10 protein-coding genes and 1 pseudogene are annotated in these 12,761 nt (G+C 43.1%); 5 read left to right on the top strand and 6 right to left on the bottom strand.

Annotated features, from left to right (window positions below; genetic code table 11):
• Positions 1 to 246: 246 nt before the first annotated feature.
• From IQ229_RS00820 to IQ229_RS00800, 5 genes are all read right to left on the bottom strand, one after another.
• Positions 247 to 1,650 (bottom strand): ferredoxin:protochlorophyllide reductase (ATP-dependent) subunit N, encoded by a 1,404-nt coding sequence (locus IQ229_RS00820; RefSeq protein ID WP_194040424.1) that lies wholly within the window; start codon positions 1,648 to 1,650, stop codon positions 247 to 249.
• A 242-nt stretch (positions 1,651 to 1,892) separates the two neighbouring features.
• The gene (locus IQ229_RS00815) at positions 1,893 to 2,687 is read right to left on the bottom strand and encodes a DUF5331 domain-containing protein (protein WP_194040422.1); all 795 of its coding nucleotides are present in this window, start codon (positions 2,685 to 2,687) and stop codon (positions 1,893 to 1,895) included.
• 32 nt (positions 2,688 to 2,719) lie between these two features.
• Positions 2,720 to 3,586 (bottom strand): ferredoxin:protochlorophyllide reductase (ATP-dependent) iron-sulfur ATP-binding protein, encoded by an 867-nt coding sequence (gene bchL, locus IQ229_RS00810; protein WP_012410753.1) that lies wholly within the window; start codon positions 3,584 to 3,586, stop codon positions 2,720 to 2,722.
• Positions 3,587 to 4,347: 761 nt separating this feature from the next.
• Entirely contained in the window at positions 4,348 to 4,602 is a 255-nt protein-coding gene (locus IQ229_RS00805) for a TIGR02450 family Trp-rich protein (RefSeq protein WP_194040420.1), read from the bottom strand.
• Between the two features lie 145 nt (positions 4,603 to 4,747).
• Positions 4,748 to 6,184: a group II intron reverse transcriptase gene (locus IQ229_RS00800; protein ID WP_228012943.1), complete on the bottom strand. Its 1,437-nt coding sequence runs from the start codon at positions 6,182 to 6,184 to the stop codon at positions 4,748 to 4,750.
• A 366-nt stretch (positions 6,185 to 6,550) separates the two neighbouring features.
• On the opposite strand from IQ229_RS00800, the gene IQ229_RS00795 reads away from it, so the two are divergent.
• The 3 genes from IQ229_RS00795 to clpB all read left to right on the top strand — a co-directional run bounded on the left by IQ229_RS00795 (position 6,551) and on the right by clpB (position 10,163).
• Positions 6,551 to 6,937, top strand: coding sequence for a DUF433 domain-containing protein (locus IQ229_RS00795; protein WP_194040419.1), 387 nt, complete (start codon positions 6,551 to 6,553; stop codon positions 6,935 to 6,937).
• On the top strand, positions 6,934 to 7,329 hold the full coding sequence (locus IQ229_RS00790) for an ACP S-malonyltransferase (protein ID WP_194040417.1): 396 nt from the start codon (positions 6,934 to 6,936) through the stop codon (positions 7,327 to 7,329). Before IQ229_RS00795 ends, IQ229_RS00790 begins: the two co-directional genes overlap by 4 nt.
• Before the next feature lie 215 nt (positions 7,330 to 7,544).
• Entirely contained in the window at positions 7,545 to 10,163 is a 2,619-nt protein-coding gene (gene clpB, locus IQ229_RS00785; RefSeq protein ID WP_194040415.1) for an ATP-dependent chaperone ClpB, read from the top strand.
• 108 nt (positions 10,164 to 10,271) lie between these two features.
• Here the strand turns inward: clpB and IQ229_RS00780 are convergent, their stop codons facing one another.
• Entirely contained in the window at positions 10,272 to 10,829 is a 558-nt protein-coding gene (locus IQ229_RS00780) for an SRPBCC family protein (protein ID WP_194040413.1), read from the bottom strand.
• A 566-nt stretch (positions 10,830 to 11,395) separates the two neighbouring features.
• Here IQ229_RS00780 and IQ229_RS00775 point away from each other — a divergent pair.
• Positions 11,396 to 11,953 carry a caspase family protein gene (locus tag IQ229_RS00775; protein ID WP_322743918.1) on the top strand — a complete coding sequence of 186 codons (558 nt, stop codon included), beginning with the start codon at positions 11,396 to 11,398 and terminating at the stop codon, positions 11,951 to 11,953.
• 65 nt (positions 11,954 to 12,018) lie between these two features.
• A pseudogene (locus IQ229_RS00770) lies at positions 12,019 to 12,761 on the top strand (hypothetical protein); the annotation flags it as partial.

Here is a 12,761-nt window from a genome sequence, read left to right as displayed (position 1 = left end):
TTCTCACTCATTTGATATACATTTTTTAGCTGCCAACCAATAGACTCTAGAAATGGTAGCTTTTGTGGATTGAGCTTAAACATAATTAACTCTAATGGTTAAATTTTCTCTAAGTTATGATTTAGCGATATCCACCTGATTGTAACTATTTTTAGTAGCTCTTCCTTTGCGCCTTTGTGATACAAAAAAAGGCGAACCCAAAAAGTTCGCCTTAATTATATGCTGTTGCTCAATCCAAACCCAAATTTAAATCTTCGCTTCTTCTCTCACCAACTTATCCCAACCCAAATCTTTCAAATTATTATTCCGACGCAACGGACGAGTCACCAACTCTAACATGTCACGCGCATTCGTAAAGCCGTGAATTTGAGCAAAAGTGAACTCTACAGACCACTTTGTATTAATACCCCGTGCTTCCAACGGATTAGCGTGAGCCATACCAGTAATTACCAAATCTGGTTTCAACTCATAAATCCGTTGAAGTTGATTGTAATTATCCGGCTTCTCTACAATCCTTGGCAGAGGTGAATTCATTTCCTGGCAAGTTTTCTCCAACAATGCCAACTCAGCAGCTTGATAGCGCTTATCCATGTAGGGAATGCCGATTTCGTGAACAGTCATCCCACAACGGATTAAGAATCTTGCTTGGGAAATTTCCAATAAGTTATCACCCATGAAGAATACAGACTTACCGCGGATCAGTTTCACGTAATCTTCCAAACCTGCCCAAATTTGTGCTTCCCGTTCATCCAAACCCTTGGGAGTAATACCGAACACCGAGCAGATTTTCTCAATCCAAGCGCGGGTACCATCGGGACCAATGGGGAAGGGTGCGCCAATGAGTTTACACTTGCGGCGGCGCATTAAGGTGGTAGCTGTGCGGCTGAGGAAGGGATTGACACCAGCGACATAATACCCTTCTTCCAGTACTGGCAATTCTGTGAAGCGCTTCGCGGGTAGCCAGCCGGAAACTTTGATGCCTTGTTTCTTCAGTTCCAAAGTTAACTGAGTCACTACGGGGTCGGGAAGGGAGCCAAAGAGAACTAAGGGTGGATGATCTACGTACTCAGATTCATCTTGGGCGACATCTTCTTTCTTCTTACCGAAGTTTAGCAATTTAGCGATCGCATTACGTTCACTTTTCTCTGTTTCCGCCACCGGAGCCTTATCAGGGCAACGGTTAGCCATTGCTGCCAATACGGTGTCTTCCCCTTGAGTGAAGGCGTAATCTAGACCATTTGCCCGCGCTACAACGATGGGAATCCCAATTTCAGATTCCAGCTTTGGTGCTAAACCTTCTAAATCTGTTTTGATAATTTCGGTGGTGCAAGTGCCAATCCAGACAATTACACTAGGATTGCGATCGCGTTTAATTTGCAAGCACAACCGCTTTAACTCTTCATAATCATTCAGTTGTGCCGAAATATCGCCCTCTTCCAACTCTGCCATTGCATAGCGGGGTTCAGCAAAAATCATCACCCCCATCGCATTTTGCAGGAAGTAGCCACAAGTTTTTGTCCCAATCACCAAAAAGAAGCTATCTTCAATTTTTTGGTATAACCACGCCACGCAGCTAATTGGGCAAAAGGTATGGTAATTCCCGGTTTCACATTCAAAGCTTAAAGCTTCTGGTTGTTGAGCGATAGTCATTTTGGTTTTTTCTCCCCTTGATATTTAATGGCAGTTCAACCAATTTCAGATTTTAGACTTAGGCTTCTCTCCGAGACGCTACGCGTAGCTTGCTTCCCCGGAGGGGTACGCTCAGTCGAACGATTGATAATTTTGGATTGAAGGCTGAGACAACAAAAGTATCCTCTGTCTAACGACAATTTCCCTAATTCCTCATCCAAAATCCCATATCTAAAACTTAAAATTGCGAAGAACGGCAATAATTAAGCGTTGGGGAAGAGGCGGGCAATTTCTGATTCATCAAAAACGCCTGCTGGCAGTTCTTCCCCCAAAAAATCGTTATTTTCTTCAGCCTTTTGTAAAGCTGTTTCATCACCCCAGACATCTGATAACACGTCTTTAAACGCATTTTCATCTAGTGGAGTATCTCCAAGCGCCTCGTCTTCGTCTTCATCCAGCTTTACTTCCGTTGCAGCTGTTGTATCGAAGGCAATTTCCCCAAATTCATCTGCTTCTAAACTAGAGCTTTGGAGAGACTCATCTTTTGAGTTGTGTCCGTTGGTTAAGGAAATATCGCCAAAGCCATTTTCCGTTTCTTCCAACTCGCTGATTCCCAGACTTTCATCCTCAGAATCCACCATTGCGAACTCTTCAACTACCGCCACCTCCGCAAAGCCATTTGTATGAGCGTGTGTCAATGTTTCATCTTCAGGCTTTTCATCGATGACAGATGCTGCTTCTTCTGCGTATTTTTCTACATCTGGGTTGACGACGAAGCGATTACCGAGAGCTAAATCTGGGTCAAAATGCAAATCCAGCACCTCAATTAGGGTATCGGCATCAGGATTGAGTTTGGCAAAGGGCAGCATTAACTGCGCTAGTTTTGGCTCTAGGGCGTTAAGAACTCCCAGGATGAGGTAGGAAGGTGGTCGCTTCCCGCCATCAGGGGTGTACACCGATTCCACTTCCATGTGGAGGGTAATCCAGTCTCGATTATTCTGGAAAAATTGCAACCACTTTTGCTTTATTGAATCTGTAAAGCTGTGAAAGAATGCCATGTTATTGTCCCCCATCCTGAGAACTTGGTGATTTATACAATCATCAAGTCTAGTTCCTCTTCTGAATTAGGAACCTGGGGTTTACCCGGATTTAGATAAAAATCGGACAACAAAGAGAACAACTCCCGATCTGGTGTGTCATTAGGTACAACACCTTCGGGACGCGCCAGAATTTGGTCGGCGATGTTGAGATAGTAGTCGCAAACGTAGTCTAGGGAAGGATCTTGCTCTGCCATTTCAAACAAAGTCTTCCCTTTAACACGGGAAACACGGATATCTTCAATTAAAGGTAAAACTTCTAGAACTGGCATGGGCACTGCTTCTATATATTTTTCAATCAAGTCGCGCTTGGAGGTGCGATTGCCAATTAACCCAGCTAAACGCAATGGGTGAGTTCGGGCTTTTTCGCGGACTGAAGCAGCAATCCGATTGGCAGCAAATAAAGCATCAAAGCCGTTGTCTGTAACGATCAGGCAGTAATCTGCATAGTTGAGTGGTGCTGCAAAACCACCACAAACTACGTCACCCAGAACGTCAAAAAGAATTACATCGTACTCATCAAAGGCGTTGAGTTCTTTAAGTAATTTTACGGTTTCACCAACTACGTAGCCGCCACATCCAGCACCCGCAGGTGGGCCACCAGCTTCTACGCAATCAACACCACCGTAACCTTTATAAATTACATCTTCCGGCCAGACATCTTCGTAGTGATAGTCCTTTTCTTGGAGGGTGTCGATAATTGTTGGAATCAAAAACCCAGTCAGGGTGAAGGTGCTGTCATGTTTTGGGTCGCAACCAATTTGCAGCACTTTCTTGCCACGTTTAGCTAGGGCGACGGATATATTACAGCTAGTTGTGGATTTACCGATACCACCTTTTCCGTAGACTGCTAGTTTCACTGTTGTTTCCCTCTTATAGCTTCTTGTCAAACTTGTGGCTCAAACATTTGCCTTCACCTTTCCTGAGATGGCGATGCGTGAGGTCTGTTGATGTCATTATTGGGCAAATTACCTAGAAAAGAAAGTGGCTCCTAATCTGTAAAACTGTCTTAGACGATGAATTAAACTTTAATTATGTATATTTGGGTTTTTATCAACCTTAAAGGCTTTAAAAGCTATTAAATAAGTCAATGAAAAGTTTTTATTACTTATTTTTATAAAAAGAGTTACAAAATACAAAAAGCTTAAATCGTCTTTTTTGAATGCTTTTCATAGAATTAGCTAATGTTTTTACAACGTGTTTTCAAGGCATTGGGGCACAAAGTTAAGGGGAAAGAGAGCTATATGCAGCCTGATACTGGAAATACTACTGGAATTTGCGTTAGCGTAGCTCACTGTACCACTTCGTGGAAGCAAGCTACGCGTAGCGTCTCGTAGAGAAGGTATCGCAGATAAATTGCCAGTTTTCAGTCGGTAGTCTCAACCATTTAATTGCTGCTTGAGAGTGAATTAGTATGATTTTGTAAATAATTATTAATTTGCTAAATATTTTCCAAGAGCCAAGGCAATAGAATAGAGCCTCCGGCACGCTACGCGTAGCTTGCTTCTCCGTAGGAGTACGCGGCTACACACAAAGCAAAGCCCACCTCCGTGGGCTAAGAGAACAATTTTAGAGTGTGCGTAAGTTTTAAAATTTATTTCAGTCGAGCTATTTAAGGTAATCAGGACACCTCAGTTTCAAGCCCGTGGATTTCCTCTAATGTTTGCCAGCCAGCTTGCCACTGGGAGTTATCTTGTAATAATTTGGCATTTATCCAAAAACGGACTTTCGGATCGCAAGCAGCAACCATTTCGGCATAAACCCACTTAGCCTGATTTTTTCGATTGACAACTTGGAAGTGCCGCCAGCCATCGACTTTTTTCTGTGCAGTCCACTTAGAACCAACTAGGTAAGGAAATTTTTGTTTTTTAGTCATTTGTCATTTGTCATTTGTCATTTGTCATTTGTCATTTGTCATTTGTCATTTGTCATTTGTCATTTGTCATTTGTCATTTGTCATTTGTCATTAGGCATTGGGAAAATACTTTCTTGATCTCCATTCCCCAATCCCCAGTCCCCAGCTAAGATGTCACCAAATCGCCATCCTCAATTCTTTCGAGCTTTCTGGTGGGCTTAGGCTTGGCACTATCACAGCCAGATTTTGCGCCATAACTGCCATCATTGGCTGTCTTTATGTCGTGGCAATGTCGGTGAAGTAGTTGAAGATTTTTATACTCATCCTTTCCACCTTTCGATTTCGGGATGGTGTGGTCAACTTCCATCAAATCGTCTTCACGGAAAAACAAACCGCAGTGAGTACATTTCCCTTTTTGCCTTTTCAGGAGTAATGCTACTCTGGTTGGCATTTCGGGGTTTTTACCCATTCTTGAACTCCAATAAACCAGATTCCCATTGTATGGTGACGATTCGCCTTTAACTTTCACATGACGCACTATTGAAGTGTCGGCATGGTTTAGTAACCGAAGTGGGATTAAACCTTCCTTCCTGGTTGCGAATACCCAGTTATCACCGCCTATGGATTGCCAATACCTTTTTGACACCCATTCCCCGTTCTTTTTAGGGTGGCGGCGTTTTGCCCAAGCGTTTAACTTTTGGTACATGAGGTAGTCAATATCTGAGTAAGCTTTCTTACTTACCACAGTCGCGTAATAGTTAACCCATCCCCTAATTATTGGGTTTAGATGGCTGATTAGCGCCGCTTGCGGTGCTGCCTTGTGGGCTTCAATAACACTAGCGATATTGTCGTAATGTACCTTCTGCTTTTTTTTGCTTGGGGTGATGAGGGTCTTAAATCCCAGGTTATATCCATTGGTATTTTTTCCTGATTGGTATTTTCCGACAGGAAATTGGCGTATATTAAAACCAAGAAAATCAAATCCTGGTCTTTCTTCCTCAAAAACGGTGAGGGTATGTGCCATCCTAGTTTTGCTGGGTTTTAATTCCAGACCCATGCTTTGCAACCATTCAGAGATAATCTCTTTACATCTTTGAACAACGGTTATGTTTTCGTGGAGAATCACGAAATCATCGGCGTACCGGATTAAGCTGAGGGCTTTACGGTTCTTCTGCTTCCACCCTTTTAGCGTTTCTGCGTATTGCTTTATCCTTTCTTCCATCCCGTGAAGGGCAATATTCGATAATAGTGGAGAAATAACCCCACCTTGCGGCGTACCCGTCGCACGGGTACGTGCGCCCGCTTCGCTATCAGATGTTGGAAATAACTGCTTACCATCCATCACCCCCGCTTTTAACCAAGCGCGAACTTGTCGGCGGATGGTGGGAGATGTATTTAATTTTCTTAGCAGTGCTTCCTGGTTGATGCGGTCAAAACATTTAGCAATATCCGCGTCAAGCACGTATTTAGGCTTAGACCTAATTGCATTAAATATTGCTTCTGCTGCATCGTGGCATGAGCGTCCGGCTCTGAACCCGTATGAGTTAGGTTCAAATCGCGCTTCCCATTCTGGCTCTAATGCCAGCTTGACAAGTGCTTGCAACCTGGGGGTGATGCTTTCACCGTTGCACCTACGGGGTAGGATTTGAGGGTTCTAGGATAATAACTCTCACCTACATGGTCATTCAGTTATCTTGGCGCAGCCTCTCCCTTTGGAAGAAGGTTCTGTACCTTGCGGCTAATCCTCCAGACCCTTATGGGTCTTAGTTTCTAGCCAACGATTCGCACATCATCTTCAAAGTCGTAAGGGTCAATCATTTTTAGCATCCACTATGCGACCTGGAATTATGGTAACTCTGTGTGCAGGCAAGAGGAGAATAGCGGGGGTAAGTTAAAAGAATTTCGTCATCACATCAATTCGATAAATGACTAAGGTTAAGATGGGAGAAGCTTTTGAGAAGTAAGCGGTATGACTTCAGCATCTAATGAAAAAGCAACGATCGCCCGCACAGAAAGAGGACTAACGATCGCAGGTACGCGCATTACCATATACGATGTAATGGACTATGTGACAGAGCAGTATCCGCCAAAGTTCATTCGTGCCATGCTCAACTTGACAGATGAGCAAGTCAATGATGCTCTGTCTTACATTGAGACCCATCGTCAAGAGGTTGAAGCAGAGTATCAACTCGTTCTCAAGGAAGCTGAAGAACTGCGGCAGTACTACGAAGAACAGAATCGTGAATTGGTTGAGAAAATTGCCAAAATGCCGCCACCACCCGGACGAGAAGCGGCTTGGAAAAAACTTCAGTCGCAGAAAGCCAGGCTTAGAGCCAAACTTGAACCCCAGAGATGATTTTTCTCGTCGATCATAATCTTGAGGGACACGCACTGCTTTTATCAGGCAGCATCACAAATCAAGGTTGGCAAGATTTGTTTTCAATCCGCTTTGTTCTTCTCGAAGAAATGTCACTATCAGTTAATAGCAGCGACAGAGTTGTCTGGAGATTTGCTCAGACAAATCAAATGCTTCTACTCACAGCCAATCGCAGAATGAAAGGAAAGGATTCCCTAGAGCAAGTATTGCAGGAAGAAAATACGCCGACTTCGTTTCCTGTTATCACGATTGGAGATGCCGATCGAGTTTTGAACGACTCCGATTATCGGGATCTCTGTGTTAACCGCCTACTTGAAATTGTGCTTTACATTGAAAATTACATAGGGACACGTCGAATTTTCATTCCATAAGTTGTTCTGCTTGTTGTGGAATGAAAAAGAATCGCACATAGGAAAATGAGAACTACGGGAAAATACCACTTTTACAAGACGTGAACACCGATCTAGGCGATCGCTATCCTGTTCTTACAATATCTATATCTATTGAGAGCAGAAATTGTTTTTACTTGGTGTTCTGGTGGTAGCCTGCGACAAGCCACTGCACCTTTACGTTCCTGAAAAAGCCTATGCAACCTACTAATCCTAACCAATTTACAGAAAAAGCCTGGGAAGCGATCGCCCATACCCCGGATATTGTTAAACAATATCAACAACAGCAAATTGAAAGCGAACACCTGATGAAAGCGCTGCTAGAACAAGATGGTCTAGCAACAGGGATTCTTACTAAGGCGGGTGTTAACCTCCAAAAACTGCGCGATCGCACTGAGCAATTTTTTCAACGTCAGCCAAAAGTATCAGGTAATAGTACCTCAGTATACTTAGGACGCAGCTTAGATACACTTCTCGATCGGGCAGACGGATATCGCAAAGAGTTTCAAGACGAATATATTTCAATTGAACACTTATTGTTGGCTTACGCTAAAGATGACCGCTTTGGCAAAGCTTTATTCCAAGAGTTTGGTTTAGACGAAGGCAAACTCAAAAATATTATTAAACAAGTTCGGGGGAGCCAAAAAGTGACCGATCAAAATCCAGAAGGCAAATACGAAGCACTGGAAAAATACGGGCGTGACCTTACAGAAGCCGCGCGTAAAGGTCAACTCGATCCAGTGATTGGGCGGGATGATGAAATTCGTCGCACTGTCCAAATTCTCTCTCGCCGCACTAAGAATAACCCTGTGCTAATTGGTGAACCGGGTGTTGGTAAAACTGCGATCGCTGAAGGATTAGCACAGCGGATTATCGCAGGTGATGTACCCCAATCCCTCAAAGACCGCAAGCTAATCGCTTTAGATATGGGTGCTTTGATTGCAGGGGCAAAATTCCGGGGTGAATTTGAAGAACGCCTGAAAGCAGTATTAAAAGAAGTTACTGAATCTGGCGGCAATATTGTTTTATTTATTGATGAAATTCACACCGTTGTCGGTGCTGGTGCAACCCAAGGCGCTATGGATGCTGGTAACTTGTTAAAACCGATGTTGGCGCGGGGCGAATTGCGCTGTATTGGGGCGACAACTCTAGATGAATACCGCAAATATATCGAAAAAGATGCCGCACTAGAAAGACGTTTCCAGCAAGTTTATGTCGATCAGCCTAGTGTAGAAGATAGTATTTCGATTTTGCGCGGGTTGAGAGAACGTTATGAAAACCACCACGGGGTGAAGATTTCTGATAGTGCTTTAGTTGCAGCCGCCGTATTGTCAAGTCGATATATTAGCGATCGCTTCCTCCCTGATAAAGCCATTGACTTGGTAGACGAAGCTGCTGCGAGATTAAAAATGGAGATTACCTCCAAACCAGAAGAACTCGACGAAATCGATCGCAAGATTCTGCAATTGGAAATGGAGAAGCTATCGCTGCAAAAAGAAAGCGATGCTGCTTCTCGCGAACGTCTAGGAAGATTGGAAAAAGAAATTGCCGATCTCAAAGAAGAACAAAAAACTCTGAATACTCAATGGCAGTCTGAAAAAGATATCATTGACAAAATTCAGTCCGTTAAAAAAGAGATTGAACGGGTCAACTTAGAGATTCAGCAAGCAGAACGCGACTACGACCTTAACCGCGCTGCGGAGTTGAAATACGGCAATTTAACCAGTTTGCATCGTCAATTGGAAGCAATAGAAGCTGAATTGGCAAGCACTCAAAGAAGTGGGAAATCACTATTACGGGAAGAAGTCACAGAAGGTGATATTGCCGAAATTATTTCTAAATGGACGGGAATTCCGATTAGCAAGTTGGTGCAATCGGAGAAAGAAAAACTGTTGCATTTAGAAGATGAACTGCACCGCCGCGTAGTTGGACAAGAAGAAGCAGTCACAGCTGTAGCCGATGCAATTCAGCGATCGCGCGCTGGACTGGCTGATCCCAATCGTCCCATCGCTAGCTTTATTTTCCTTGGGCCTACGGGTGTGGGTAAAACTGAGTTGGCGAAAGCACTGGCGGCATATATGTTCGATAGCGAAGATGCGCTGGTGCGAATCGATATGTCTGAGTACATGGAGAAACACGCCGTCTCTCGCTTAATCGGTGCGCCTCCAGGATACGTAGGTTATGAAGAAGGCGGACAACTTACAGAAGCGATTCGCCGCCGTCCTTACTCAGTGATTCTCTTCGACGAAATCGAGAAAGCACACCCAGATGTATTTAATATCTTCCTGCAAATTCTCGATGATGGTCGCGTCACTGATGCCCAAGGTCATAAGGTGGACTTCAAGAACGCTATTATCATCATGACTAGCAACATAGGTTCGCAGTACATTCTTGATATCGCTGGGGATAACAGCCACTACGATGAAATGCGCCGTCGAGTCATGGAAGCAATGCGAAATAGCTTCCGTCCAGAGTTCCTGAACCGGATTGATGAAATCATCATCTTCCATGGTTTAGATAAGAAGGAATTACGGCATATTGTGCTATTGCAAGTGGAAAGATTACGGCAAAGACTGAGCGATCGCAAAATATCTCTCAAACTTTCGGATGCTGCCCTTGACTTTTTAGCAGAAGTAGGGTACGACCCAGTGTATGGGGCGCGTCCATTGAAGCGGGCGATTCAGCGAGAGTTAGAAACTCAAATTGCTAAATCCATCTTGCGCGGCGAATTCAACGACGGCAACACCATCTTTGTAGATGTGCAAAATGAAAGGTTGTCCTTTAGCCGTTTACCAGTTGAAGTTTTTACCGGATAATTACACCTGATAAATCACAAACAAAAACCCGTTTTCTGACAGAGAGCGGGTTTTTGAATTATCTATATATAGGTAAAGTGAAAATCCAATCAGCAACGTCTGAATTTTTTATTGAGTCTTACACATAACTTGTCGCATTTTACGCATATTTGCAGGCAACTCTAAATTCATCGCTTGTTGAATAAAAATAGATGGAATCGGAATTAGAGGTGTTGCTTGCACAGTATAAGCAAGTATTGTGCCATTACCACAATCTTGTAGTTCTAAATTGGCGTTAAAGTCTTCAAAAGTCCCATTTACCATGCGAAATTGGATTTGCTGCCCCAGCACTTCTACAACATTGAGGTAAATTTCCACTTGAGCCGTGAAAAAGAAGAAGGCTTTTTGTGCTGCTTGATACAGACGTTTGACTTCACCTTTATGTACCACCTCACTCTTGGTGATATCGGGAAAATATTGCACCCAGCGGGGATAATCAGTTAATTGCTGCCAAACGTGCGATCGCACTATCGGCAAATACATCCAGGCTGTCACCGCACCACCCGATAGCTTGTGCGATCGCGTTTCTAGCAAAATTTCACCCTGTACCAACAAATTTTGCTTGTCTTGACTCCAAGCCATATCTGAACCTGCAATAATTGAATCTGATATATAAGACGCAGACATAATGATTAAGTTACTCCTCAACTCATCCACCTAAATAGAGTTGAAACTACAAGCCATTAAACTTGATTTAGATCCAACCCATTATTAAATTAGTTCCAGTTTAATCCTTATATTTTCCGGAAAGGATAATTTTCTGCTTATCATTTCAGTTACTTTACTGTAAAAACTGTGTTTCTTATCACAATTAACATAATTAATACTTTAATGACTTTTGTCAAAGTATTACTTGTAGATGAAAAACTGCGTTGTTAACAGCTAGAATGGCACAAACACGATTTAACATCAAGTCTCTTAACCTAACCTTTAGATAGTATCTCTCGGTTTTTACGTGTTATTTCTGATGAAACTATAACTTCATCGTAACTTCATATTTTAACGATCAATATCAAGCTTAATGTCTGTTGAGTTGAGAGGAAAATTAGGTGAATCAATCTTCTTTAAATCGTAGATTAATCCAGATTTTTGGTACACTTCTCGGCATTAGCGTTGCCGTCTGGGTACTGAGAGGTATTGGTATTCTCACTTTTATCCCAGGTGGAATCATTTGGCTCTTGCTACTTGGGGCGATCGCGATCGGAATTAACCAGTATGATTATCTGCAACCGCTAAACTATGCCAAGCGGGATGCACTGTTAATGCAGGAGTTTCTGAGCAATGAAGCCGGATTTGAGCGGATATTCTTCTTCTCCGATGACTCTCCTAAACTTGATGGAAAATCGACCTGCCCAACTCGCACTAACTTGCTGCGAGTCTTGCGGCAGTTATTTGACAAACTCTTTATGGGAGCAGGGGATAATTTCTGGTTTTTCTTCAGTGGGCATGGCATAAGATACGCTGACCGTGATTATCTCATGCCCTGTGATGGCGATCCAGAAGATATTGAAAACACGGCAATTGCGATTAACTTTGTGAGTGAACGTCTGCGTCGCTGCGGTGCTGATAATGTTGTCTTGATTCTGGATGCTTGTCGCAATGAAGGTAAAAAAACAGGTGAAGGAATTGGGCGACAAACCGCAGAAGAAGCACGTCAACAAGGAGTTATCAGCTTTTTTCTTGTATTCCCCAGCAGTATTCTTATGAAATTGAGGCTTTACAACAAGGTGCTTTTACCACTGCGTTACTAGAAGGGTTAGGAATTCAAGGTCGATGCGCTACTGTTGAACGATTGGATCAATATCTCAAGTTTCGTGTGCCTGAATTGGTTCGTCAGCATAAGAATACAAGGCAAACGCCTTATGTGATTGCTGAACCTGTGAATAAATCTCACCTAATACTTGTGCCACGATACGCAACTCTAGCGGATATCGCCACGTTGAAAAATGATGCTTACCAAGCAGAAGTAAACAGGAATTTAGATTTAGCAGAGCAATTATGGATTCGGGTATTAGCTGCGGCTTCAGGGCAAGATATGGACGCGGTGAGAAGTTTACAAAGAATTGAACGGTTGCGAAATAGTTTTATAAATCCTGATGTACCTCAGCCAACAATTCGACAAGCATCTAAGTCAGTCACAAATACACCTATAATTAAACCTCCTCAAATTCCAACTTTCAAGCTAACCTCTTCATCCCCGATTAATAATACTCAGACTTCTGGTGCGGGAAAATTTTCAACATTTACAACTCCAACATCTTCAACACCTTCTTCGCCATCAAACCCAATATTAACTAACTGGTCACGACGACGTGTAATTCAAACTGCTGGGTTTGCGGGTGCTGGGTTGGGTTTGGCAATTGTAGTACCCCGTTTTTGGCCGTCTGATTCAGGTGAACCAACAGATGCACCAACAAGTAAACCAGCAGTTACAGGTGAACCAACAGATGCACCAGCAAGTAAACCAGCAGTTACAGGTGAACCAACAGATGCACCAACAAGTAAACCAGCAGCTACAGGTGAACCAATAGATGCACCAACAAGTAAACCAGCAGTTAC

The organism is Nostoc cf. edaphicum LEGE 07299, assembly GCF_015207245.1.
GTDB classification, from domain to species: domain Bacteria; phylum Cyanobacteriota; class Cyanobacteriia; order Cyanobacteriales; family Nostocaceae; genus Nostoc; species Nostoc edaphicum_B.
Note: the sequence above shows the minus strand (reverse complement) of the source record. Positions and strands in the feature narration are given on the sequence as shown.

Coding starts and splice junctions, on each gene's coding strand:
- IQ229_RS00820 (WP_194040424.1), bottom strand. CDS start 1,650: ATGACTATCGCTCAACAACCAGAAGCTTTAAGCTTTGAATGTGAAACC.
- IQ229_RS00815 (WP_194040422.1), bottom strand. CDS start 2,687: ATGGCATTCTTTCACAGCTTTACAGATTCAATAAAGCAAAAGTGGTTG.
- IQ229_RS00805 (WP_194040420.1), bottom strand. CDS start 4,602: ATGACTAAAAAACAAAAATTTCCTTACCTAGTTGGTTCTAAGTGGACT.
- IQ229_RS00795 (WP_194040419.1), top strand. CDS start 6,551: ATGACTTCAGCATCTAATGAAAAAGCAACGATCGCCCGCACAGAAAGA.
- IQ229_RS00790 (WP_194040417.1), top strand. CDS start 6,934: ATGATTTTTCTCGTCGATCATAATCTTGAGGGACACGCACTGCTTTTA.
- clpB (WP_194040415.1), top strand. CDS start 7,545: ATGCAACCTACTAATCCTAACCAATTTACAGAAAAAGCCTGGGAAGCG.
- IQ229_RS00780 (WP_194040413.1), bottom strand. CDS start 10,829: ATGTCTGCGTCTTATATATCAGATTCAATTATTGCAGGTTCAGATATG.